The following is a 24,068-nucleotide window of genomic DNA, read 5'->3' on the forward strand; positions in this document are numbered from 1 at the left end:
ATCGACAGCGGCCAGGGGCGCTCGTCAGCCGCCCCTGGAACCCTTCTGTTCACGTGGCTCCCGTCACGCCGCGCAGGACAGGAAGCCTTGCTCCAGCGCTTTGCGATCAAGGTGCCGGCCGATGAAGACGATGCGGCTGGTCTTGGCCTCGTCGGCACGCCAGGGACGCTGATGATCGCCATCGAGGATCATATGCACGCCCTGGAAGACGAAACGCTCCGGATCGTTCTTGAAGGCGAGGATGCCCTTGGAGCGCAGAATGTTCGGACCCTCGCGCTGGGTCAGCTCCTGAATCCACGGGAAGAACTTGTCGGGATCCAGCGGCTGCTCGGAGGCGAATGACACCGACTGCATCTCCTCGTCGTGGAAATGCTTGTGCCCGCCTTCGAGGAAGTCCGGATCGATCGCGGTGATGCGGTCAAGGTCGAAGGCGCCCTGCCCCAGCACCTTGTCGATGGCGATCTCCGAGCGCTGGGTACGGTGGATGCGGGCGAAGGGGTTGATGGCGCGGATGCGCATCTCCACGTCCTTCAGCTCGTCCTCCGAGACCAGGTCGGTCTTATTCAGCAGGATCACGTCGGCGAAGGCGATCTGGTTCTTCGCCTCGGGCGCGTCCTTCAGCCGGTCCTTGAGCCATTTGGCGTCGGCCACCGTCACCACCGCGTCGAGCGTGGTCTTGGCGCCCACCATCTCGTCGACGAAGAAGGTCTGGGCGACGGGGGCGGGGTCGGCGAGGCCCGTGGTCTCGACGATGATGCCGTCGAAGTCGTCCTTGCGTCGCAGCAGCCCGTCGATGATGCGGATCAGATCGCCGCGCACGGTGCAGCAGATGCAGCCGTTGTTCATCTCGAACACTTCCTCGTCGGCACCGACCACGAGGTCATTGTCGATACCGATCTCGCCGAACTCGTTGACGACGACGGCGAATTTCTTGCCGTGCGGCTCGGAGAGGATGCGGTTGAGGAGGGTGGTCTTGCCGGCACCGAGATAGCCGGTGAGCACGGTGACGGGAATCTTGGCGGACGAGGTCTCGGGCATCTTGGTTCTCCTGGGCCGTTGCCGGCCTGAACGGCGTTATGGCCGGGCAAAGCCCGGCCATCCACGACTCGCGACGGCACCGACATTCATGCCCGGCGCACGGCCGGGCATGGCGTCAGCGGTTGGGTTTTCAGCTCGACAGCGCCGAGGACAGCTCGCGGATGTTGTTCTGCATCATGTCGATGTAGGTGCTCGCCGGGCCTTTGTCATCGGAGAGCGCATCGGAATACAGCTCGCCGCCGATCTTGGCACCGGTCTCGCTGGCGATGCGCTGCACCAGGCGCGGGTCGGAAATATTCTCGACGAACACGGCCGGGATCTTCTCGGCCTTGATCTGGCGAATGATGCTCGCCACATCCTTGGCCGACGCCTCGCTCTCGGTCGACACGCTCTGCGGCGCGATGAATTCCACGCCGTAGGCGGCACCGAAATAGCCGAAGGCATCGTGAGAGGTGATGATGCGGCGGCGGTCTGCCGGGATCGCGGCGATGGCGGCCTTCACCTCTGCTTCCAGAGCATCGAGACGCGCGGTGTAGGCGGCCGCGTTCGAGGCATAGACCTCCTGGCCTGCGGGATCGGCTGCGATCAGCCCGTCACGGATATTGGCCACATAGAGCTTGGCGTTGGCGATCGACTGCCACGCATGCGGATCGATGCCGCCATGGTCATGGCCGTGGCCTTCCGCCGCGTGCTCTTCGCCCTTCGCGTGGGCATCGGCGGCATGCGCATCGTGATCCTCTTCTTCCGCCATCTCGCGCGGCGTGACGCCCCTTGAAGCGACGAAGATCTTCGCCTTGGTGCCGGAAGACTTCACCAGCCGGTCGATCCAGCCTTCAAACCCGAGGCCATTGACGAAGACCACCTTGGCATTGGCGATTTTCTTGGCGTCGGCGGGGGCCGGCTGGAACACATGGGCGTCGCCATTGGGGCCGACGAGCGTCGCCACCTCCACCCGATTCCCACCGACCTCCTTCACGAGGTCGCCGAGAATGGAGAACGTGGCAACCACGGGCACCTTGGGTGCGGGGGCTTCGCCCTGCGCCAGCGCGGGGCTGATGAGCGTCGCCGTGACGAGGGCGGCAAGACAGGAGCGGCGGGAAAGAGACCAGTTGGCCAGCATGTAAATTTCCTCAAGCTTCGAGGTGATGACGCGGGACCAGTCGCGGCAGCAGCCCGCCGACCGGCCCGAAAAGGACCGACAGCGTGTAGGCGCCGCCGGCAACCAGGATGATGGCGGGCCCCGAAGGCACGCCGGAATGATAGGAAACCAGCAGCCCCAGGACCCCGGAGGCGGAAGCGATCACCACCGACAGCCCGACCAGCATGGTCAGGTCACGGGTCCAGAACCGGGCGGCCACGGCCGGCAGCATCATCATGCCAACCGCCAGCAGCGTGCCGAGCGCATGGAAGCCACCGACGAGGTTCAGCACCACCAGCGCGAGGAAGACGAGATGGGACGGCGCGCCCGCCCGGCTCACCGAGCGCAGGAAGCCCGCATCGACGCTCTCCATCACAAGCGGGCGCCACAGCACCGCAAGGACGACAAGCGTCACGCTGGCGATCGAGACGATCAGGGTAAGCGTCGCGTCATCGAGCGCCAGCACCGTGCCGAACAACACATGCAGGAGATCGACATTGGAGCCGCGCAGCGACACCAGCAGGACGCCCAGCGCGAGCGAGATGAGATAGAAGGCGGCGAGCGCGGCGTCCTCCTTCATCTGCGTCGCGCGGGCCAGCGCCCCGGCCCCGATCGCCACCGTGAAGCCCGCCACCATCCCGCCAATCGTCATGGCATAGAGATTGAGGCCGGCGGCGAGGAAGCCGATCGCCGCGCCGGGAAGAATGGCGTGTGCCACCGCGTCCCCCGCGAGACTCATGCGCCGCAGCATCATCAGCACGCCAATGGGTCCCGCGCCGAGCCCGAGCGCCAGCACACCCACCAGCGCGCGGCGCATGAAGTCAAATTCGGCGAAGGGGGCGATCAGATAATCGTAGATCATGATCACGCCGCCCTCTCGGGTGCGCAGGCCGGGGCTTCCTCGTCCCACGCCTCGCACATCCGGCGGGCGACGGCGAGGTTCGCGGTGCTCAGCACCTCCCGCGTCGCGCCCCAGGCAACAGGCGAACGCGCCAGAAGCAGGGTCTGGGGAAAATGAGCGCGCACCAGCTCCAGATCATGCAGCACCGCGACCACCGTGCGTCCCTCGCCGTTCCAGCGTTCCACCAGCCCGATCAGATCGGTAATGGTTCCGGCATCCAGCGCATTGAAAGGCTCATCCAGCAGCAGCAGGCGTGCGTCCTGCAGCAGCAGGCGCGCAAACAGCGTGCGCTGCATCTGGCCGCCGGACAGCGTGCCGATGATGCGGTTCTCGAAGCCCTCCAGCCCCACTGCGGCAATGGCCGCCTCTATCCGTGCCCGGTCGGCGCGACCAACGCCGCCGAACAGCCCCGTGCGCCGCCACAACCCCATGGCGACGAGGTCGTAGACGTCGATGGGGAAGGAGCGGTCGATCTCGGCGGCCTGCGGCAGATAGGCGGTCTCATGCGAGGACAGCGAGCCGTCAATGTTGCCGGCCAAGGGCGTCAGCGCCCCGGCGATGCCCTTCAGCAGGGTCGATTTACCGGCTCCGTTGGGACCACAAACGGCGAGCAGCGCGCCGTCCGGCACCTCGCCCGTGAGATGGTGCACCGCCGGGTGACGCTCATAGCCAAGCGTCAGATCGTGGAAGGCAAGCACATTTCCCATCACCCACCTGCTCCATGCATCACCCACAAGGCGGCCGCCCAGAGCAGGGCCGCCAGAGGCACGACGATGACCAGCCGTTGCCACGCCGAAAGCCGCAGCAGCGACAGTGGCGGCCGCGCCGGCGGATGACGCCGACCCGGCCCGTGGGAGTGGGAGTGGGAGTGGGAGTGCCCGTTGTCCTGACCGCGCGCCGGCGAGGGCCCGTTATGGGGCGGATGGGAATGCGACGAGGGGCTGGAAACGGCCATGTGAACTCTCCGGTCAGCAAACTGATACAACATATCAATCCATCGCGTCCAGCGGAAATGATATAATGTATCTGAAATGCACCGTGATACAGGTCAACGCTGGCGCTGTGACGTCCGGTTAGACAGAGTTGGCCAAATTGACCGTACCGTCCGTCTCGACGCCGCGCCCGAGCCGACTTAAGAGAGGGCGCTTTGCTCGCCGGCACTGCCGGCCCTTTCGACCTGGAGCCCGTTCATGGATATTTCCCGCATTTCGGCCGGACCGAACCCGCCTGAAGAAATTCACGTCATCATCGAGATTCCCGCCGGCGGCGCGCCGGTGAAGTACGAACTCGACAAGGACTCGGGCGCGCTCTTCGTCGATCGCTTCCTGCACACGCCGATGTTCTATCCGGGCAATTACGGTTTCATCCCGCAGTCGCTCGGCGATGACGGCGACCCGCTCGACGTGATCGTGATTTCGCCGATCGCGCTCATGGCCGGTTCGGTGATCGCGTGCCGTCCCGTTGGCGTGCTGATGATGACCGACGAGAAGGGCGGCGACGAGAAGGTTCTCGCGGTGCCGGCGGACTCGGTCTACCCCTACCACTCCAAGGTGAAGAGCTATAAGGACCTGCCCCCGCTCACGATCGAGCAGGTGCAGCACTTCTTCACCCACTACAAGGATCTGGAGAAGGGCAAGAAGGTCACCATCGCCGAGTGGCGTGACGACGCGGGCGCCCGCGAGCTCATCGTCAAGGCGATCGCAGCGGCCAAGAAGTAGGCTCCTTCCCGACGCCGGCACGAGGTTGGTTTCCACGTGACGGCGACAAGGGGACGATACCCGGAGGGCCGGCCCGCGCGCGCGGGACCGGCCCTTGGCATCTTCATTGCTCGCTCCGTCGCGCATCCAGCGCCGGAGTTCACATGCCCCTCAGTTTCCAGAACCGCGGCAGTTACCGCGATCGCATCATTCCCGCCTCGGAACTCGGGGATCCCGGCCCGCCGCCCTATGGCGACAGCTATCCGGTGAAGCTCCCGGACGGCGATTGGGCGGATCTGCCCTTCCTCGCCCTGCCGCCGGATTTTGAGACGGCGATTGCCTATCTGTGCATCACAGAAAATTCGTTCGAGCTGGAGGATCGGCTGAGCACGGCGATGGCCGATCTCGTCCGCGACCTCGCCCCCGAGGTCGTCGTCGGCATGCCGACGCTGGGCATGGTGCTCGCCGCCTCGGTCGCGAAGAAGCTCGGCCACCCGCACTATGTGCCGCTGAGCTATTCGCGCAAATTCTGGTTCGAGGACGAGCTTTCGATCCCCGTGATCTCGATCACCAGCCCGCTGAAGCCGAAAACTGTGTTCATCGACCCGCGCCTTCTGGAGCGGATGGAGGGCAAGCGCGTGCTGCTCGTGGAGGATGTCATCTCTACGGGGGGAACGGTTTCGGCGGAGCTGGAGCTGATGAAACGGATCGGCGCCGACGTGGTCGGCGTTGTCACCGCGATCCGGGAAACCAATGTCTGGCAGAACACGCTCGGCGCCGTCGATCCGGACTGGCCGGGACTGGTGCGCGCGCCGATCGACTGCCCGCTGTTCCGCAAGGGCGACGGCGGCTGGTATCCGGACTGGTCCACGCTGCCAAAATAGAATCCTCGGGCTGGGTCGGACCTCAGCCCTCGAAGCCCATCTCGCGCAGCGCGTTCTGCAGGGCGGCACCGATCACCAGCCCCTCGGCGGCCTCCCCTGCCGAGCCGGCCGCGCGGGCGCGGTTGGCCAGACGCCGTGTGCCGGGCAGGCGCGCGCCAGGCTCGCTCTCGATCGCCCATGCGAGGCGTTCGAGATGGTCGAGATAGGCGTCACCCGCGACCCGCGACGGATCGATGGCGATGATGACCTGGCCCAGGGCTGCCGGCGGGCCCTTGCCGTCGAAGAAGCCCGGCGCATCGATCGAGAAGGTCGAGGCCGTGAGCGCCGCCGCCATCACCTCGATGACGAAGGCGAGCGCCGTGCCCTTGGCCTCGCCCATGGGCATCATGGTTCCCGCCAGCCCCGCCTTGGCGTCGGTGGTCGGGTTGCCGTCGGGATCGAGCGCCCATCCTTCGGGTATCGAGTCCCCCCGCTGCGCCGCCGCCATCAGGTTGCCCCGCGCGACCTTCGCCACCGACAGGTCGACCACCGCTGGCGGGCGCCCCTTCAGCGGCGTGGCAAAGGCGATCGGATTGGTGCCGAACATCGCCTTGCTCCCGCCCCAGGGCGCGATCGCGGCCGGTGCATTGGCAAAGGCGAGCCCCACAAGGCCGCGCTCCGCCAGTTTCTCGACGGGCTGACCGGCAACGCCGAAATGGCTCGAACGGCGGATGACCATCAAGCCGATGCCCATTTCGCGGGCGACCGTCTCGACCTCCGGCAGCCCCAGCTCGATGGCCGGATAGGAAAAGCCGTTGCCGGCATCCACCGCCACCACCGCCGGACCCGCGCGGCGAAGGGTCGGCGTGGCGTGGCCGTCGATCTTGCCGGCGGCCACCATTGCCGAATAGCTCGGCAGCCGGCTCAGGCCATGGGTACCGATGCCATCCATCTCGGCCGCGACCAGCGCGCGGGCGGTCAGCCGGGCATTTTCCGGAGACGTGCCGAACCGCTCCAGCACCCGGCGGGCATAGGCGTGCGCCTCGTCGATCGTGACATGGCGGTTCACAAGGGGGGAGAGCGGCACGTTCATCAGAGCGCCGCCCCGCCCAGCGGGCCGGCCGGCAGCCGCGCGAGATCGAACCGGTGCACATCCGACAGCAACTCGACAAAGGCGCGCGCGCCATAGAGTGCGCAGGTCCTGCCCTTCTCGGGGCTTGCCTCGGTGGCGTCCCCCATGGCGCCGGAGGGCTGGATGTCCTGCGCCATCCAGCCAAAGCCGGCCGGGGAGCCGGCGCGCAGGAAGGAAAATTCCTGCTCCATCGCCAGCGTGACGGGTGGATAGTCGCGGATTTCCTCGCCGCGAACCGTGTCGGGACGAAACGCCATCATCAGCGAGGTCTCGATGCCGCCGGCATGGATGCCGTGTTGGCGCTCCTGTGCCGAGAACAGGCCCTCGGGATAGCCGAAGCGGTGCCATGAGACGGTGACCGCCAGCATGCCAAGCCGCGCCCTCAGCTCGCGCGCCACGACATCCAGCATCGGCACATTGCCGCCATGTGAGTTCACGATGACGAGCTTGCGCACGCCGGCGCGGTGCACGCTCTCGCCGATCTCGGTCCAGGCGCGGATGATTGTCTCCGCCGAGAGCGTCAGCGTACCGGGAAAGTGAATGTGCTCATTGGACTTGCCCACCACCTGCATCGGCAGGAACAGCGCGGGGATATCCGCGGGCAGCAGGTCCATCACCTCCTTCAGATATCCCTCCCCGATCATGGCGTCGACGCCGACGGGCAGATGAGGCCCATGCTGCTCGACCGCGGCGACCGGCAGCACGGCGATCCAGCTGGCGGTGTCGCCCTCGGAAAAATCGGTCCAGGCGAGTTCGGTCCAGAAACGTTTGGGCGGCATGGTGTTCATCCGGGAAATGAGAGCGCCGTTCTAGGCTTAATCCGCCTTCGCCGCCAGAACCTCGACTTCCACCTTGAACTCGGGACGGGTGAAACCCGAAACGATCATCAGCGTGGAAGCCGGAGGCGGGTCGGCGATGAAAGCGTCGCGCGCGGCCATGTAGCCGGCCATGTGCGCGCGCTCGGTGACATAGGCGTTGATCCGCACGATATCGGCCGGCGCCATGCCCGCCTCCAGGAGGCAGGCCGCGATGGCACGGAAGCACAAGACCGCCTGCGCCTCGGCGCTTTCGGGGATCGCATCGTCGGGCGAGACGCCGAGCTGGCCGGACACCACCAGCAGCCGCGCGCCCGGCGGCACTTCGACGGCATGACTGTAGCGGGCGAAGGGCCGGCGAATGGCAGCGGGAACGAGATGGCGAAGCATCCCATCAGGCTAGGAGGATGGAACGCCGCGCGCAACCGCGCCACGCGCCCGCCGGCCGCGCGGGGATGTTTCATTGTGATATGTGCATCGCGATTAAGCTCGCCTATCATGGCATCATCTGCGCCGCGCCTGCCGCCCCTCACCGCACCGGATGGAGACCTCGATGCGCCCGCGTTTCCCGCGCCTGCGTTATCCCGGCACCCTCGCCGCTCTTGCCCTCACCCTTGCAACCCTTGCCAGTGCGCTGCTCGCGCCCGCCGCCCATGCCGCCGACAAAGTGACTTTCGGCACCAACTGGGTGGCGCAGGCCGAGCATGGCGGCTTCTATCAGGCCGTGGCCGACGGAACCTACGAGAAATACGGACTGTCGGTGACGATCGCCCCCGGTGGCCCGCAGGCCAATAACCGGCTGCTGCTGCCGGTCGGCAAGATCGATTTCTACATGGGCGCCAACATGCTTCAGGCGTTCTCCTCGGTCGGGGAAGGCATCCCGACGGTGGTGGTTGCCGCCATGTTCCAGAAGGACCCGCAGGTGCTGCTCGCGCACCCGGATGTCGAGACCTTCGAGGACCTCAAGACAAGAACGCTCTTCATCTCCAAGGAAGGCCTTGCGAGCTACTACCAGTGGCTGGTCGCCGACTACGGATTCAGCGAGAGCCAGGTCAAGCCCTACACGTTCAACGCGGCGCCGTTCCTGGCCGACAAGAACAGCGCCATGCAGGGCTACGTCACGTCCGAGCCGCTGGCGGTGGAAAAGCAGGGCGGCTTCGTGCCGAAACTGTTCCTGCTCGCCGATTACGGCTTCGACACCTATTCCACCACCATCGAGACCCGCACCGAACTGGCGAAAGAGAACCCGGATCTGGTGCAGCGTTTCGTCGATGCCTCGATCATCGGCTGGTACCATTACCTGTATGGCGACAACACCGAGGCCAATGCGCTGATCAAGAAGGACAATCCCGAAATCACCGACGAGATGATCGCCTTCTCCATCGCCAAGATGAAGGAGTACGGCATCGTCGATTCCGGCGACACGAAAACACTCGGCATCGGCGCGATGAGCGATGCACGGATGAAGAGCTTCTACGACAAGATGGTCGCCGCCAAGGTGATCAAGGGCGACATCGACTACGCAAAATCCTACACGCTCCAGTTCGTGAACAAGGGCGTGGGCAAGGAGCTGGCGAAGTAGGTGTCGAGCCGGCTGACAATGCCCCCCTCCGATCTGACGGCGCCGCCGATGACCGGCCCGCTGCTGTCGCTCGCGGATGTCGGCAAGCGCTTCGCCAACGCGGTGACCGCGCTGGACGGGCTGGACATGCAGGTCCGGCAGGGGGAGTTCCTCTCGCTGCTCGGCCCCTCCGGCTGCGGCAAGTCGACGGCGCTGCGCCTCATCGCGGGCCTGACCGATCCGAGCCGCGGGCAGATCATGTGGAACCCGTCCGAGGCAGCGCGGCAGTCCATCGGCTTCGTGTTTCAGGAGCCGACGCTGATGCCGTGGGCCAATGTGTTCGCCAATGTGCACCTGCCGCTCAAGCTCGCGGGTGTCGGGCGCAAGGCGGCGGAACCTGCGATCACCGAGGCGCTGGAGATGGTCGGCCTCAGCGCGTTCCACGGCGCCTATCCGCGTGAACTTTCCGGCGGGATGAAGATGCGCGTGTCGATCGCACGGGCGCTGGTGACCAAACCACGCCTGCTGTTGATGGACGAGCCCTTCGCCGCGCTCGACGAGATCACCCGATTCAAGCTGAACAACGATCTCCTCGATGTCTGGCACCGGCTGGGCTGTACCATTGTCTTCGTCACCCATTCGGTCTTCGAATCGGTGTTCCTGTCGACCCGCATCCTGGTGTTCCGCGCCCGTCCCGGCCGCGTCTCCGCCGAACTTTCCATCGACCCGAACCAGACCCGCGACGAGGCGTTCCGCACCTCGCCCGAATATGTGGGCCTGTGCCGGGAAACATCGCTCGCGCTGGCGCGGGCGATGGACGCGCAGTAGAGCGCGGGGCGGGCGCCATGGCGAACTCCCCGCTCCGCTGGCTGCTTCCCGTGGGCGTCATGGCCGCCGTCATTCTGGGCTGGGAGCTCGTCGTCCGGCTCAACCAGCTGCCGCCCTACATCCTGCCCAGCCCCGTCCTGGTCGCGAAGACGCTGGTGGACGACCATGTGGTGCTGCTCCAGTCCATGCTGGTGACCCTGCGCACCACCGCGCTGGCGCTGTTCTTCGCCGTGGTCGGCGGCGTGGCGCTCGCGCTCATCTTTGCCAGCGCCCGCATCGTCGAGTTCTCGCTGTTCCCGATCGCCGTCATCCTGCAGGTCACGCCGGTCATCGCGGTCGCTCCGCTGATGCTGATCTACCTGAACACGGGCACCGCGGTTCTGGTCTGCGCGTGGATCGTCGCGTTCTTTCCGGTGCTCGCCAACACAACGCTGGGGCTCAACTCGGTGGATTCGAACCTGCGCGATCTGTTCCGCCTCGCCGGGGCCAGCCGTTGGCAGACGCTCATGCAGCTCAAGCTGCCGACCGCGCTGCCCTATTTCCTCGGCGGATTGCGCATCGCCGGCGGGCTGGCACTGATCGGCGCCGTGGTCGGCGAAATCGCCGCCGGCTCCGCGGGTCAGGGCTCGGGGCTTGCCTTCCGCATTGTGGAATCGGGCTATCGGCTCAACATACCCCGCATGTTCGCCGCCCTTCTTCTCATCTCGCTTGCCGGCATCCTGATCTATGCCGTTCTCAGCCTCATTTCCTGGCTGGTGCTGCGGCGCTGGCACGAAAGCGCGCTGGCGAGGGGATGACACGCATGAACCTGGACCTTGCCCGTCCTCCCGCCGCCTATGTGCTTGCCAATGCCCGCGTGCCGGCCTGCCTGCTGCCGGACAGCATCAGCGCCGCCGATCGCCGGCACATTGGCCAGAGCCGGCATGAAGACCTCATCGCGGTGGACCTCACCATCGGCGAGGGACGACTGGCCGCGATTGCACCGGCCGGCGGCTCTGCACCCGAGGTGCCGCGCCTCGACCTTGCCGGCGGTCTCGTGCTGCCGGGCCTGGTCGACATTCACACCCATCTCGACAAGGGTTTCATCTGGACGCGCGCGCCAAATCAGGATGGCAGTTTCGATGGTGCGATGGCGGCGGTCGCGGCCGACCGGGCCGCGCACTGGACCGAAGAGGACATAGCCCGCCGTTTCGATTTTGCCCTGCGCTGTGCCTATGCGCATGGCACATGCGCGATCCGGACCCATCTCGATTCCGATGGCGAGCGGGGCGCCATCGCCTGGCGCGTGTTTGCCCGCATGCGCGAGGCGTGGAAGGGACGCATCGAGCTTCAGGGCGTCGGCCTGATCGCGATCGACGCCGTGCTCGACGATGCCGTATTTACCCCGCTCGTGGAACAGATCCGCGCCCATGGCGGCCTGCTCGGCAGCTACACCTATGGCACGCCGAACCTCGCGGCCGGGCTGGAACGGCTGTTCGATGCCGCCGAGACCCATGGCCTTGCCCTCGACCTGCATGTCGACGAGCGCGACCGGGACGGGCGCGGCCTCGCCGCCATCGCCGCCCTCGCACTGCGGCGGCGCTTCGAAGGCCCGATCCTCGCCGGGCACTGCTGCGCCCTGGCGCTACAGGGTGCGGAGGAGATCGACCGTACGCTGGATGTCGTCGCCCGCGCCGGCATCGCCATCGTCTCGCTGCCGATGTGCAATCTCTATCTGCAGGACCGCGAACCCGCGCGCACCCCGCGCTGGCGCGGTGTCACCCTTGTTCACGAAATGCGGGCACGGGGCATTCCGGTCATGGTCGCGAGCGACAACGCCCGCGATCCGTTCTACGCCTATGGCGACCTCGACCTGATCGAGGTGTATCGCGAGGCGACGCGTATCGCTCATCTCGATCACCCCTTCGCCGGCTGGCCCGCCATCATCTCGCGCACACCGGCCGAACAGATGGGCCTTGCTACGGGCCGCCTGACGCCCGGCGCCGCCGCGGATCTGTGCCTGCTGCGCGCCCGAAGCCTCAACGAACTTCTTGCCCGTCCGCAGGCCGACCGCATCATCCTGCGCCGGGGCCGGGCGATCGACGCGCGCGCGCCCGACTATGCCGAGCTGGATGATCTCATGGAGAGCAGAAAGGGGCCCTGCCATGGCCTATGATATCGCCGCGCTGAAAACCCGGCTGGCAGGGCTGCGTATTGAGGAGAACCCCGCGCTGGTCCGGCAGAAAAGCCGCGACTTCTACTGGTACTCGCCGACGCTGAAGCGCCAGCTGGACGATGTTAGCGCCGACATCGTCGCCTTCCCGTCGAATGAGGACGAGGTGCTGCGCATCCTCGCAGCCTGCTTCGATCTCTCCATCCCCGTCACCCCGCGCGGCGCCGGCACCGGCAATTACGGGCAGGCCATGCCCCTGGCAGGGGGCCTGGTGCTTGACCTGTCCGCCCTCGACAAGGTGATCGAGATCGCGCCCGGCCGGGTGCGGGCGCAGGCCGGCGCGATCATGGCCGACATCGACACCGCCTGCCGCCCCTCGGGACAGGAACTGCGGCTCCACCCCTCGACCTACCGGACGGCATCCATCGGCGGCTTCATCGCCGGCGGGTCGGGCGGTGTGGGGTCGATCACCTGGGGCGGCCTGCGCGACCTTGGCAACATCATCGCACTGCGCATCGCCACCATGGAGGCGACCCCGCGCATCCTTGAACTGAGTGGCGAGGCACTCCAGCAGGTCTCCCACGCCTATGGCACCAACGGCATTATCCTCGACGTCGAGATGCCACTGGCGCCCGCCTGCGACTGGATCGAGGTGATGATCGGTTTTGACGATTTCGGCACCGCCGCCACCTATGCCAATGCACTGGGCGAGCAGGATGCCATTTTGAAAAAGCTGCTTTCGGTGATCGCGGCTCCCCTGCCGCAGGACGCCTTCCTTCGCCACCGAAAGTATCTGCCGGCGGACGCCCATATCGTGCTGGCGATGATCGCGCCGATCGCCGCCGCGGCCTTCGCGGACTTCACCGCACGCTGGGGCGGGTGGACGCTGTTCCGTTCGGATGCGCTGTCTCCCGCCGAGGCGAAGGGTCTGCCCCCGCTTTACGAGCTGTCATGGAACCACACCACGCTCAGGGCGCTGCGGGTCGATCCCTCCATCACCTATCTGCAGACGCTGTATCCCTTCCCCAACCAGCTCGACCTCGTCGCCCGCATCCATGCCGAACTCGGGGCCGAGGTGCCGGCGCATCTCGAATTCGTCCGCTTTGATGGCAAAATCACCTGCTTCGGCCTCCCTCTGGTGCGTTTCACCACCGAGGAGCGGCTGGACGACATTATCGCGCGGCACGAGGCGATGGGCATTCCGGTCTTCAATCCGCACCGCTACACGCTGGAGGAAGGCGGCATGAAGCAAACCGACGCGACCCAGCTCGCCTTCAAGCGCGAGGCCGATCCCGCCGGGCTGCTCAACCCCGGCAAGATGATCGCCTGGGAGCATCCCGATTTCGATTTCGGCGCGGGACGCACCTACCTCTTTCCCGGCCTAAGGAACGTTTCCTGATGCGGGCGCTGGTCGTCTACTGCCATCCGGTGGAGAAGAGCTTCAACGCCGCCGTGCGCGATGCGGTGCTTCGCGGGCTTGAGAAGGGCGGGCACGAGGTCGACCTTCTCGACCTGTACGCGGAGGACTTCAATCCGATCCTGAGCCGGCAAGAGCGGCTCGACTATCACCAGCCGGTCGTGAACGCCCTCCCGGTCGCCGATCACCTTGCCCGCGTGAAGGCGGCGGATGCGCTGATTTTCGTCGGCCCCACATGGTGGTACGGGCCACCGGCCATGCTGAAAGGCTGGCTCGACCGCGTGCTGGTTCCCTATGAGACCTTCGGCCTGCCCAAGCCCTTCCGGCCGCTGGAACGCCGGCTCACCAATATCGTCTTCATCGCCGCTGTGAGCACGCTCGGCTCACCGTGGTTCTGGTGGCTCTGGATCGGGCAGCCGGGACGGCGAATCCTTCTCGACGGCGTCGGCGGCATCGTTAACCCCCGCGCGCGGAAAGTGTGGCTGGCGCTCCACAGCATGGATTCGGCCAGCGCCGGCAAGCGCTCCAGCTTCCTTTCCCGCGTCGAGGCACGCTTCGCGCGGTTGTAGAAAGTAGTTCACCGAGAGAAAATTTTGACGGCGAAGAGCTTTACCGCCATGTTCCTGTTACCGTGGACGGTTCTTGTTGCAGTAGCGTCCTGCTGTCGCGGCGAATCGATTGGAGGCCTTCATGAAGGACGGCTTCGATAAGAGTATCGGTCATCGGCTTCAGCATGCCGCCCGGCTTCAGCGCGCCCTCGCGGCACGCAAGCTTCAGGAGTTCGGCCTTTTTCCTGGACAGGAGACCGTTCTGAAGCTGCTCATGGCGTCGGACGGGCGCACCATGACCGAGCTGGCCACGGCGTTGCAGGTTCGCCCGCCCACGGCCTCCAAGACGGTCGGGCGCCTCTCGGCGCAGGGGCTCCTGGTGCGCCGCGCATCGGAGGGCGACGCCCGGCTGGTGCGCGTCCATCTCACCGAGGAAGGCCGGACGCGGGCGCAGGCGATCGACGGCATCTGGTCCTCGCTTGAAGACACGATGGTGGACGGCCTCGACGGCAAGGATCGCAAACGGCTCCGCAAGCTTTTGCGGCGCATCGAGAAAAACCTGTCCGGCCAGCTCGGCACCGTCGACATGGAGCCGGACGAGGATGCCAACGATCTCGCGGAAGAGACCGTCTAAGGCGTCCCAGTGACAGTGCAGGAGTACGTCATGCCCACCATCCCTCCCCTGCCGGACCTGCTTCAGACGGGTCCCATGATGCCCATGATCGAGCGGCAGCTCGCGGAGCATTTCACCGTCCACCGGCTGGACGAGGATGGCGCGGAGAAAATGCTCGCCGAGGTCGGCCCTCGCATCCGCGCGGTGGCGACGGGTGTCGGCTCCACCGCCGGAGGCGCGAACCGCGTCACCCGGGAACTTCTCGCCCGCCTGCCCGGGGTCGAGATCGTGTCCAATTTCGGCGTCGGCTATGACGCGGTGGACACGGCCGCCGCCGCCGAACGCGGCATCGTGGTCACCAATACGCCGGGCGTGCTGGACGACGAGGTCGCGGACCTGTCGGTCGCCCTCCTGCTCGCCACGATCCGCCGCCTGCCGCAGGCCGAGCGGCATCTGCGCGCCGGTCTCTGGCCGAAAGGCGGCTTCCCGCTCTCCCCGACCCTGCGCGACCGGACCATCGGCATCGTCGGCATGGGGCGGATCGGACAGGCGATCGCCCGGCGCCTCGAGGGCTTCGGTCGACCGATCGTCTATCACAGCCGCCGCCCCGTCGCCGGCCTGCCCTACACGCACTATCCCTCGCTCATCGACATGGCCCGCGACGTCGATGCCATGATCGTCATCGTCCCCGGCGGCCCGGAGACGCAGCACATGATCAACGCCGAGGTTCTCAAGGCCCTCGGTCCCACGGGTTCGCTGATCAATGTGGCACGCGGCTCGGTAGTGGACGAGGCGGCGCTCATCCAGGCGCTCGCCGAGGGCACCATCGCCAGCGCCGGCCTCGACGTGTTCGCCGACGAACCCCACGTGCCCGCGGCGCTGATGGCGATGGACAATGTCGTCCTGCTTCCCCATGTCGCCTCCGCCACCCATGTGACGCGCGACGCCATGGGGCAGCTGGTGGTGGACAATCTCACCGCCTGGTTCGCCGGTCGCCCTCCGCTCACCCCGGTGCCCGAAACGCCTGTTTCATCGAGGGCCTGAGGGAGCGGCGATGAGCGTTTCGGTACATCGCCCCGGGCCGCGCCGGTCGCTTGGGCCGGCGCAGGCGCGCCGGGGTGTGCTTGCGCTTCTGCTCGGCACGGCGCTCGTCGCCGCGGGCGGGGCCAGCGGCTCGCGGGCGCAAGATGTCTCGCCCGCCGAGGCCGCCGCCGGCCTTGCCGCCGAGTATCAGCTCACCAATGCGGATGGCGACCGCACATGTGCCCTGCAGCTCTCGGCCAAACGCCGCAGCGCCGGTGAGAACGCCCGCGGCGGTTCGCCCATGTTCGATCTGAGCTTCGACAGACACGCCTGCGCCGCCGCCATTCTTTTCAGCGTCGACATCGCCGCCTGGGCGCCGGCTCCCGGCAATTCGATCCTTCTGCTGCGCGGCGACGGCGGGCTCGTCGCCGAATTCACCGAAGGGATCAATGGGACCTGGGAGGCGCTGCGCGAAGGCGACGGCGTCTATTTCCTCGTCAATCCACGCCTTGCCGACGCAGCCCAGACCCAGCCCGAGGATCTGTTCGGCACATGGGATCTCGCCCGCACGCCGGGCCGCCCCGCCTGCCGCATGCGCCTGTCGGACGTACCCATGCGCCCCAAGGCCTTCCGGCTTGATCCGGACGGCAATTGCGGGCTGCTGTTCGGACGCTCCAGCGTGCCGGACCGGTGGTATCTGGAACAGGGAGACCTGATCCTGGAGACGGCGACCGGGGCGCGGCTTGTCTTCGCCCGGCGCGAGGAAGGCGACTGGAGCAAGACGCCGGAAGACAACCGTCCCCTCTTCCTCAGCCCCGCTCCCTGACCCCATCCCGATCGCGCCTGATGGAGAGTGATGCGGCGGCGCGTGGCGAAAACGCTGGGTGACTAGACCCCGATCGGCATGCGCGCGGGATCGCGGGTCACCGCGCGAGGCGCCACCAGCGCCTTCCAGGTGGAAAGCGCCCGGTTCACCGGGTTGAAGGCCGGACGGGGAATGAAGCGCCCCCGCCCCGGCCGCGGCAGGTCGTTGCGCCCCTGCGACCACACCACCTCGCCGCGCGAGAGCGTGTAGCGCGGCAGGCCGCGCACCTCGAAGCCCTCGAACACGTTGTAGTCGATGATCGACGTCTGCCGGGCGGCGGAAATGGTCTTGCCCGCCTTGGGATCGAGCACCACGATATCGGCATCCGCGCCGGCCACCAGCGCGCCTTTCCTCGGATAAAGATTGAGGATGCGCGCGATATTGGTCGAGGTCACCGCGACGAATTCGCTGGGCGTCAGCCGTCCCGTCTCCACGCCCCGCGTCCACAGCATCGGCATGCGGTCCTCAAGCCCGCCCGTGCCGTTGGGAATGCGGGTGAAGTCGTCCATTCCCATGCGCTTCTGCGCGGTGGTGAAGGCGCAGTGATCGGTGGCCACGACCTGTAGCGAGCCGGCCGAAAGTCCCGCCCACAGGCTGTCCTGATGCACGCGGTCGCGGAAGGGCGGGGACATCACCCGCTGCGCCGCGTAGTCCCAGTCGGGGTGGGTGTAGACGCCTTCGTCGAGGGTCAGGTGCTGGATCAGCGGCTCGCCATAGACCCGCATGCCCTTCTGCCGGGCCCGGCGGATCGCTTCATGTGATTGCTCGCAGGACACATGGACGATGTAGATCGGAACGCCGGCCGCATCGGCGATCATGATCGCGCGGTTGGTCGCCTCGCCCTCCACCTCGGCGGGGCGGGAGAAGGCATGCGCCTCGGGTCCGCGCACGCCCTCCGCCAGCAGCTTCTGCTGAAGCGCGGCGACAATGTCGCCATTCTCGGCATGGACAAGCGGCAGCGCGCCGAGCGCCGCACAGCGCTGGAACGAGGCGAACATCTGGTCGTCATCCACCATCAGCGCGCCCTTGTAGGCCATGAAGTGCTTGAAGCTGTTGACGCCCCGCGCGACCACCTGCTCCATCGCCTCGAACACCGGCTGCGACCAGCCGGTGATACACATGTGGAACGAGTAGTCCGCGCTCGCCTGTCGGCTGGCCCGCGCCTCCCAGGCGTTGAGTGCGCCGATGAGGTTCTCATTCTCGGGAATGACAAAGTCGACCACCATGGTGGTTCCGCCAGAGAGCGCCGCGAAACTGCCGCTCTCCCAGGTCTCCGCCGCCGTGGTGCCCATGAAGGGCATTTCCAGATGGGTGTGCGGATCGATGCCGCCCGGCATGACATACGCGCCCGAGGCATCAAGCACCGTGTCGCCGGAAAGCCCCGGCCCGACCGCGGCGATGCTCTCGCCGTCGATCAACACATCCGCCTCGAACGACCGGTCGGCGGTGACCACGGTGCCGCCCTTGATGACGATGGACATCGCACGCTCCTCTCGCGAAAGCCTCGGCCTTCCACAACCCCGTCGGCGCCGGCCTCACACCACCTCGGCGGTGGCCAGTACCGCGTGCAGCAGCACGTCGGCGCCTGCCTTGGCCCATTCGGGAGTGATGGTCTCGTCCTCGTTGTGGCTCAGCCCGTCCACGCAGGGGCAGAAGATCATGGCGGCGGGCGCCACCCCGGCGACCCAGCAGGCATCATGCCCCGCCCCCGACACCATGTCGCGATGGCCATAACCGAGCCGGGCCGCCGCCACCCGGACATGGCCGACGAGAGCAGGATCAAAGGCGACGGGATCGAAGGCGTTCACCTGCGCTATCTCGACGCCAAGGCCCATCCTCGCCGCGATCGCGGCTGTGCCCTCGCGGATTGCCGCGTCCATCGCGTCGAGCACGGCAAGCTCGGGATGGCGGATGTCGATGGTGAAGACCGTCCGCCCGGCGATGATGTTGCGCGAGTTCGGGTAGACGTCGACATGGCCCACTGCGCCCACCGCCAGCGGCGCATGCTGCCACGCCACCGTGTCCACCAGCTCCATCACCCGCGCCATGCCGAGCCCCGCATTCAGGCGACGCGGCATGGGAGTCGAGCCGGTATGCGCCTCGCGGCCGGTGAGCGTTACCTGAAGCCAGCGCGTACCCTGGCCATGCGTCACCACGCCGATGTCGAGCCCTTCGGCCTCAAGGATCGGCCCCTGCTCGATGTGCAGCTCGAAATAGGCGCGGGGCGCCGGGCCGGCCGACACGCGGGCCGGGCGGCTGCCCTTGAAGCCGATCCGCTCCAGCTCCGCGCCCAGCGTGATGCCGGCGGCATCGGTGGCGGCATAGGCCTCGTCGAGGCTCATCACACCGGCATAGACGGCGGAGGCCACCATGGCGGGGGCGAAGCGGGTGCCCTCCTCATTGGTCCAGTTCACCACCTCCACCGGATGGCGGGTGCGGATGCCGAGATCGTTCAGCGTGCGCACCACCTCCAGCGCGCCGAGCACGCCAAGCACGCCGTCGAACCGGCCGCCTGTCGGCTGTGTATCGAGATGAGAGCCGATCAGCACCGGCGCGGCATCGGGGTCGGTGCCCTCGCGGCGAGCGAACATCGTGCCCATGGCATCGACCGATACGGCAAGTCCCGCGCCCTCGCACCAGCGCGCGAACAGCCGGCGTCCCTGCGCATCGGAATCGGTCAGCGCCTGCCGATTATTGCCCCCACGAACGCCCGGGCCGATGGCCGCCATCTCCATCAGGCTACCCCAGAGCCGCGTACCATCGCTGCGCATATTGTCGGTCGAGGCGGCCATGCTCGTTGCTCACTCCTATGGGTCGGGGAGCTCCATACTGGCCGGCTTCCGGCTCATGTCCACCCCTGTGCAGAGCGCTGCGCCACCAGGCTTCTCAGGACCCGGGAGAGCCTTTCAAGAAACGTCTGAGATCAGGAACGAATTTCGTCGTGCCGGTGCGGTCTCCACCTTCCCGCGCGATGATATTGCAACGTTCTGCTGCGCCGGCTCACGAGCCGCACAAACGGATGCGCGTATGTGATACTGAGCCCGTCGCACGGATGTTCTGGCGGCGCATCTCTTCGCCTAGGCTGTGCCCGAATTTTGACTCGGTATGAACGATCGCTTTATGGTCGTTCGAATCTCAAGCCTCATCACGGAGCGGACAAAACCGGTGGAAGACCGGCTGGCCACGAGCATTTGCGGAGGAGCCCATGAAGATTTCACGCGCACTCACCTGTCTCGCCACAGGCATCACGCTGGCGATGACCGCGTCCGTCGCCCCGGCCGCCGATCTGCAGATCGTCTCAGGTGCCGTGGGGCGCGACATTCAGGTGTTGCGCGAGAATCTGGACCGCTTCCAGGAGTTGACCGGGCACAAGGTCACCATCGTCGAGATGCCCTCCTCCTCGACCGACCAGTTCGCGCAGTACCGCCTGTGGCTGTCGGCCGGCAATAGCGACATCGACGTTTACCGTACCGACATCATCTGGGCGCCGCAGATCGCCGAGCACCTGCTCGACCTCTCAAAGTACGAGAAGGCCAGCGCCGCCTCCAAGGCGCACTTCCCCTCGATCATCCAGTCACAGACGGTGGCGGGCAAGCTGGTCGCGCTGCCCTATTACACCGACGCCCCGGCGCTGTTCTATCGCACCGACCTGCTCGAAAAGTACAAGCTCGATGTGCCCAAGACCTGGGACGAACTTGCCAGCACGGCCAAGACGATCCAGGACGGCGAGCGCAAGGCGGGCGCGGGCAACATCCATGGCTACGTGTTCCAGGCCGCCGCCTATGAGGGCCTCACCTGCAACGGTCTCGAATGGCTGGTCTCCCACGGCGGTGGGCACATCGTCGAAGACGACGGCACGATCTCGGTCAACAATGACAAGGCCGCCGCCGCTATCGAGCAGGCGGCCTCGTGGATCGGCACCATCTCGCCCAAGGGCGTGCTGGGCTACAAGGAAGAGGAAGCGCGCGGGGTCTGGCAGACCGGCAATGCCGTCTTCATGCGCAACTGGCCCTATGCCTATGCCCTATCCAACACGGACGACAGCGCGGTGAAGGGCAAGTTCGGCGTCGCGGCGCTGCCCTCGGGCGGCGCTGGTTCGGCGGCAACCCTTGGCGGCTGGAATCTCGCGGTCTCCAAGTACACCAAGCATCCCGACGCCGCCGTGGAGCTGGTGGTGTTCCTCACCAGCGCCGAGGCGCAGAAGATGCGGGCCATCAAGAACAACAACCTTCCCACCCGGCCCGCGCTCTATGAGGACGAGGAAATCCTCAAGGCCCAGCCCAGCATCGGGCTGTGGAAGGACATCTTCGTCAACTCGACCCCGCGCCCCTCCGCGGCGACCAAGGCCGACTACAACGAGGTCTCCAAGGAGTTCTGGGACGCGGTCCACGCCACCCTGGCCGGCAAGGGCAGCGCACAGCGCAATCTCGCGCGGCTTGAAGCCCGGCTGAAGCGGCTGAAGGGCTCGGGCTGGGACTGACGTCCGGCGAGCTTCACATGACCAGACCTTCGGCCCGGGGCCTCACCATCAGCGCGCAGCGGCGCCGCGCCGCCGCGCTCTTTCTCGCGCCCATGCTTGTGGTGTTGCTGCTGGTGGCCGGCTGGCCGCTGCTGCGCACGGTGTGGTTCGGCTTCACCGATGCCTCGCTGGGTGATCCCGGCCGTGCGCACTGGGTCGGCTTCGCCAACTATCTGGAATGGTTTTCCTATGGCGAGGACGATGGCGAGTGGGTCGGCCTGCTGGTCGATGACGAATGGTGGCGGGCGGTCTGGAATACACTGGTCTTCACCTTCGTCACCGTGTCGATCGAGACCACGCTCGGTCTCATCGTCGCCATGGTGCTCAATGTGAGGTTCCCGCTGCGCGGGCTGGTGCGCGCCGCCGTGCTCATCCCCTGGGCCATTCCCACGGTGGTTTCGGCCAAGATGTGGGCGTGGATGCTCAACGACCAGTTCGGCATCATCAACGATCTCGGGATGAAGCTCGGGCTGCTCTCCGCCCCGGTGGCGTGGGTCGCCTCGTCTGAAACGGCGATGATCGCGGTGATGCTGGTCGACATATGGAAGTCGACGCCCTTCATGGCCCTGCTGATCCTGGCCGGTCTTCAGATGATCCCCGAGGACATCTACGAGGCGGCGAAGATCGACGGGGTAAATCCGCTGCTCACCTTCTGGCGGGTGACGCTGCCCCTCGCCGCGCCCGCGATCCTCGTCGCCGTGATCTTCCGTGCGCTGGATGCGCTGCGCGTCTTCGACATCATCTACGTGCTGACCCCGAACAACGCCGAGACCCGCACCATGTCGGTCTTCGTGCAGCAGAACCTGTTCCAGTTCGACCAGTTCGCCTATGGCTCGGCGGCCTCGACGCTGCTGTTCCTGGTGATCGCCTTCATCACGCTCGGCTACATCCGGGCCGCCCGGCTTAACCTGGACTGAGGCGCGCCATGAAACTCATGCGAACGGTCGGGTTCTATGTTCTGGTGACGGCGATCCTGCTGTTCTCCGTCTTCCCGTTCTACTACGCGATCCTCACCTCCTTCGAGACCGGCACGGCAATCTTCACGCCGAACTACCTGCCGGAAAGCCTCGATCTGGCCAATTACGCGCAGGTGCTGGGGCACGGTTACTTCCCGCGCAACGTGCTCAATTCGGTCATCGTCGCGGCGGCGACGGTGGGCATTTCGCTGTTCCTCGGCCTCACCGCCGCCTTCGCGCTGGCGCGGATCAAGTTTCGCGGCCGCAAGCTGCTTCTGCTCACCGTATTGTCGGTGTCGATGTTCCCGCAGATCGCGGTGCTGGCGGGGCTGTTCGAAATCGTGCGCCTGCTCGGGCTCTACAATTCGCTCGGCAGCCTGGTCATGAGCTACCTGATCTTCACCCTGCCCTTCACGGTGTGGGTGCTGACCACCTTCATGCGCGACCTGCCGGTGGAGATCGAGGAAGCCGCCATCATCGACGGCGCCGGCCCCTGGCACATCGTCAGCCGGGTATTCCTGCCGCTGATGTGGCCGGCGCTGGTGACCACGGGCCTGCTCGCCTTCATTCAGGCGTGGAACGAGTTCCTCTTCGCGCTGACCTTCGTCTCCTCGAACAGCACGCGAACGGCGCCGGTCGCCATTGCGCTGATCTCGGGCACCTCGGCGCAGGAAACGCCCTGGGGCGCCCTCATGGCCGCGTCGGTGGTGGTGACGACACCGTTGATCATCCTCGTCCTCATCTTCCAGCGCCGCATCGTGGCCGGGCTCACCGCCGGCGGGGTCAAGGGATGAAACCCGGGAAAGGACAGAGCCTGCCATGGCGCAGCTGACGCTCAGGAATCTCACCAAGTCATTCGGCCGCAGCGAGATCATCCACGGCATCGACCTCGACGTCGCCAAGGGCGAATTCGTGGTCTTCGTCGGCCCTTCGGGCTGTGGAAAGTCGACCCTGCTGCGGCTGATCGCGGGGCTGGAGGAGATCACCTCGGGCGAGCTGATGTTCGACGGCGAGCGGGTGAACGACCTGCCGCCCAAGGAGCGCGGCATCGCCATGGTGTTCCAGTCCTACGCGCTCTATCCGCATATGAGCGTGTTCGACAACATGGCGTTCGGGCTGAAGCTGGCGAAGAACGATGGCGAGACGATCCGCGAGCGCGTGGTCGAGGCCGCCAGACTGCTGGAGCTGGAGCCGCTCCTGGAGCGCAAGCCGCGCGAACTGTCCGGCGGCCAGCGCCAGCGCGTCGCCATCGGCCGCGCCATCGTGCGCAATCCGCGCGTGTTCCTGTTCGACGAACCGCTGTCCAATCTCGACGCCGCGCTGCGCGGGCAGACGCGGGTGGAGATCGCCCGGCTGCATGAGCGCATGCCCGACACCACCATGGTCTACGTCACCCACGACCAGGTCGAAGCCATGACGCTGGCCGATCGCATCGTGGTGCTGCGCGAGGGGCGCGTGGAGCAGGTCGGCGCGCCGATGGAGCTCTACCTGCGCCCCGCAACGCGCTTCGTGGCCGAGTTCATCGGCACCCCGGCCATGAACATCATCCCCGCGCAGGTGACAGCGCAGGGACAGCTTCAGCCCAAGGGCGGCGCACCCCTCGATCTCGACCTGCCCGCGTCAGCCGGCGCCCTGAGCCTGGGTGTGCGCCCCGAGGACCTTCACATTGCCGAGGCAGGCGAGCCCGCGCTCTATGAGGGACGGGTAATGCTGGTGGAGCGGCTGGGCGAGTCCCAGCTGGTGCATCTGGAGATCGGGCACGACGTTCCCCTCGTGGTGAAACTGCCGCGAACAGTACCGACCCGTCGCGGTGAGACGCTGCGCGTCAGCGCCCGCGAAGAGGCGTTCCATCTCTTCGACGAGAGCGGGCGAAGCATCGGCAGGCCGCCGGCATAGCCGCAGTCCTACAGTTGCCGCATTGCCGCATTTCGGCCACGGACTGGACTTTTCAGGCTATTTGAGATATCCATAATAATCTTCTTGAGGGCTATGTGCCTTTCTG

General features: G+C 66.5%; 25 protein-coding genes. 15 read left to right on the top strand and 10 right to left on the bottom strand.

The genetic code is table 11. The features are described from left to right. Positions 1 to 63: 63 nt before the first annotated feature. The 5 genes from G3A50_RS05835 to G3A50_RS05855 all read right to left on the bottom strand — a co-directional run bounded on the left by G3A50_RS05835 (position 64) and on the right by G3A50_RS05855 (position 4,032). Complete coding sequence (locus G3A50_RS05835; RefSeq protein ID WP_163074378.1) at positions 64 to 1,038, bottom strand: CobW family GTP-binding protein; 975 nt, start codon at positions 1,036 to 1,038, stop codon at positions 64 to 66. A gap of 130 nt (positions 1,039 to 1,168) precedes the next feature. Continuing rightward, positions 1,169 to 2,158 carry a metal ABC transporter substrate-binding protein gene (locus G3A50_RS05840; RefSeq protein WP_163074379.1) on the bottom strand — a complete coding sequence of 330 codons (990 nt, stop codon included), beginning with the start codon at positions 2,156 to 2,158 and terminating at the stop codon, positions 1,169 to 1,171. Positions 2,159 to 2,168: 10 nt separating this feature from the next. Further along, positions 2,169 to 3,038: a metal ABC transporter permease gene (locus G3A50_RS05845; protein WP_170308662.1), complete on the bottom strand. Its 870-nt coding sequence runs from the start codon at positions 3,036 to 3,038 to the stop codon at positions 2,169 to 2,171. 2 nt (positions 3,039 to 3,040) lie between these two features. Beyond that, a complete protein-coding gene (gene aztA, locus G3A50_RS05850) occupies positions 3,041 to 3,784 on the bottom strand; it encodes a zinc ABC transporter ATP-binding protein AztA (RefSeq protein ID WP_163074380.1) in 744 nt (247 codons plus the stop codon). Continuing rightward, complete coding sequence (locus G3A50_RS05855; RefSeq protein WP_163073199.1) at positions 3,784 to 4,032, bottom strand: hypothetical protein; 249 nt, start codon at positions 4,030 to 4,032, stop codon at positions 3,784 to 3,786. Before G3A50_RS05855 ends, aztA begins: the two co-directional genes overlap by 1 nt. A 235-nt stretch (positions 4,033 to 4,267) precedes the next feature. Between G3A50_RS05855 and ppa the strand changes: the two genes are divergently transcribed. Beyond that, positions 4,268 to 4,795 (top strand): inorganic diphosphatase, encoded by a 528-nt coding sequence (ppa, locus tag G3A50_RS05860; protein WP_163074381.1) that lies wholly within the window; start codon positions 4,268 to 4,270, stop codon positions 4,793 to 4,795. 143 nt (positions 4,796 to 4,938) lie between these two features. Beyond that, positions 4,939 to 5,658, top strand: coding sequence for a phosphoribosyltransferase (locus tag G3A50_RS05865; RefSeq protein WP_163074382.1), 720 nt, complete (start codon positions 4,939 to 4,941; stop codon positions 5,656 to 5,658). 22 nt (positions 5,659 to 5,680) lie between these two features. Here G3A50_RS05865 and G3A50_RS05870 read toward each other — a convergent pair whose 3' ends face one another. The 3 genes from G3A50_RS05870 to G3A50_RS05880 are packed head-to-tail and all read right to left on the bottom strand — an operon-like array spanning position 5,681 to position 7,974. Beyond that, positions 5,681 to 6,730: an Ldh family oxidoreductase gene (locus G3A50_RS05870; protein WP_163074383.1), complete on the bottom strand. Its 1,050-nt coding sequence runs from the start codon at positions 6,728 to 6,730 to the stop codon at positions 5,681 to 5,683. Further along, positions 6,730 to 7,548, bottom strand: coding sequence for a creatininase family protein (locus tag G3A50_RS05875; protein ID WP_163074384.1), 819 nt, complete (start codon positions 7,546 to 7,548; stop codon positions 6,730 to 6,732). The genes G3A50_RS05870 and G3A50_RS05875 overlap by 1 nt, the downstream gene beginning before the upstream one ends. Before the next feature lie 36 nt (positions 7,549 to 7,584). Next, positions 7,585 to 7,974 carry a RidA family protein gene (locus G3A50_RS05880; RefSeq protein WP_163074385.1) on the bottom strand — a complete coding sequence of 130 codons (390 nt, stop codon included), beginning with the start codon at positions 7,972 to 7,974 and terminating at the stop codon, positions 7,585 to 7,587. Between the two features lie 163 nt (positions 7,975 to 8,137). Between G3A50_RS05880 and G3A50_RS05885 the strand changes: the two genes are divergently transcribed. The 9 genes from G3A50_RS05885 (at position 8,138) to G3A50_RS05925 (ending at position 16,552) form a co-directional block, all read left to right on the top strand. After that, positions 8,138 to 9,166, top strand: a complete 1,029-nt coding sequence (locus G3A50_RS05885; RefSeq protein WP_163074386.1) for an ABC transporter substrate-binding protein — start codon at positions 8,138 to 8,140, stop codon at positions 9,164 to 9,166. Between the two features lie 18 nt (positions 9,167 to 9,184). Continuing rightward, on the top strand, positions 9,185 to 9,973 hold the full coding sequence (locus G3A50_RS05890) for an ABC transporter ATP-binding protein (protein ID WP_163074387.1): 789 nt from the start codon (positions 9,185 to 9,187) through the stop codon (positions 9,971 to 9,973). A gap of 17 nt (positions 9,974 to 9,990) precedes the next feature. Then, positions 9,991 to 10,770, top strand: a complete 780-nt coding sequence (locus G3A50_RS05895) for an ABC transporter permease (protein WP_163074388.1) — start codon at positions 9,991 to 9,993, stop codon at positions 10,768 to 10,770. A gap of 5 nt (positions 10,771 to 10,775) precedes the next feature. Continuing rightward, positions 10,776 to 12,128: a cytosine deaminase gene (locus tag G3A50_RS05900; protein ID WP_246252165.1), complete on the top strand. Its 1,353-nt coding sequence runs from the start codon at positions 10,776 to 10,778 to the stop codon at positions 12,126 to 12,128. After that, positions 12,118 to 13,524 carry an FAD-binding oxidoreductase gene (locus tag G3A50_RS05905; RefSeq protein WP_163074390.1) on the top strand — a complete coding sequence of 469 codons (1,407 nt, stop codon included), beginning with the start codon at positions 12,118 to 12,120 and terminating at the stop codon, positions 13,522 to 13,524. Before G3A50_RS05900 ends, G3A50_RS05905 begins: the two co-directional genes overlap by 11 nt. Continuing rightward, positions 13,524 to 14,111 (top strand): NAD(P)H-dependent oxidoreductase, encoded by a 588-nt coding sequence (locus G3A50_RS05910; RefSeq protein WP_163074391.1) that lies wholly within the window; start codon positions 13,524 to 13,526, stop codon positions 14,109 to 14,111. Before G3A50_RS05905 ends, G3A50_RS05910 begins: the two co-directional genes overlap by 1 nt. 121 nt (positions 14,112 to 14,232) lie before the next feature. Continuing rightward, positions 14,233 to 14,724: a MarR family winged helix-turn-helix transcriptional regulator gene (locus G3A50_RS05915; protein ID WP_163074392.1), complete on the top strand. Its 492-nt coding sequence runs from the start codon at positions 14,233 to 14,235 to the stop codon at positions 14,722 to 14,724. A 30-nt stretch (positions 14,725 to 14,754) separates the two neighbouring features. Then, a complete protein-coding gene (locus G3A50_RS05920; RefSeq protein WP_210255232.1) occupies positions 14,755 to 15,747 on the top strand; it encodes a 2-hydroxyacid dehydrogenase in 993 nt (330 codons plus the stop codon). A gap of 10 nt (positions 15,748 to 15,757) precedes the next feature. Beyond that, positions 15,758 to 16,552 (top strand): AprI/Inh family metalloprotease inhibitor, encoded by a 795-nt coding sequence (locus G3A50_RS05925; RefSeq protein WP_163074393.1) that lies wholly within the window; start codon positions 15,758 to 15,760, stop codon positions 16,550 to 16,552. A gap of 62 nt (positions 16,553 to 16,614) precedes the next feature. Here the strand turns inward: G3A50_RS05925 and hydA are convergent, their stop codons facing one another. After that, the gene (gene hydA, locus G3A50_RS05930) at positions 16,615 to 18,072 is read right to left on the bottom strand and encodes a dihydropyrimidinase (RefSeq protein WP_163074394.1); all 1,458 of its coding nucleotides are present in this window, start codon (positions 18,070 to 18,072) and stop codon (positions 16,615 to 16,617) included. 54 nt (positions 18,073 to 18,126) lie between these two features. Next, positions 18,127 to 19,383, bottom strand: coding sequence for a Zn-dependent hydrolase (locus G3A50_RS05935; RefSeq protein WP_163074395.1), 1,257 nt, complete (start codon positions 19,381 to 19,383; stop codon positions 18,127 to 18,129). Between the two features lie 413 nt (positions 19,384 to 19,796). Between G3A50_RS05935 and G3A50_RS05940 the strand changes: the two genes are divergently transcribed. The 4 genes from G3A50_RS05940 to G3A50_RS05955 are packed head-to-tail and all read left to right on the top strand — an operon-like array spanning position 19,797 to position 23,962. Beyond that, a complete protein-coding gene (locus tag G3A50_RS05940) occupies positions 19,797 to 21,071 on the top strand; it encodes an ABC transporter substrate-binding protein (protein ID WP_163074396.1) in 1,275 nt (424 codons plus the stop codon). Between the two features lie 17 nt (positions 21,072 to 21,088). After that, positions 21,089 to 22,027, top strand: a complete 939-nt coding sequence (locus G3A50_RS05945; protein WP_163074397.1) for a carbohydrate ABC transporter permease — start codon at positions 21,089 to 21,091, stop codon at positions 22,025 to 22,027. Positions 22,028 to 22,035: 8 nt separating this feature from the next. Then, positions 22,036 to 22,860: a carbohydrate ABC transporter permease gene (locus G3A50_RS05950; RefSeq protein ID WP_163074398.1), complete on the top strand. Its 825-nt coding sequence runs from the start codon at positions 22,036 to 22,038 to the stop codon at positions 22,858 to 22,860. 25 nt (positions 22,861 to 22,885) lie between these two features. After that, a complete protein-coding gene (locus G3A50_RS05955; protein WP_163074399.1) occupies positions 22,886 to 23,962 on the top strand; it encodes an ABC transporter ATP-binding protein in 1,077 nt (358 codons plus the stop codon). Positions 23,963 to 24,068: the final 106 nt, after the last annotated feature.

It is taken from the genome of Ancylobacter pratisalsi (genome assembly GCF_010669125.1).
GTDB lineage: Bacteria > Pseudomonadota > Alphaproteobacteria > Rhizobiales > Xanthobacteraceae > Ancylobacter > Ancylobacter pratisalsi.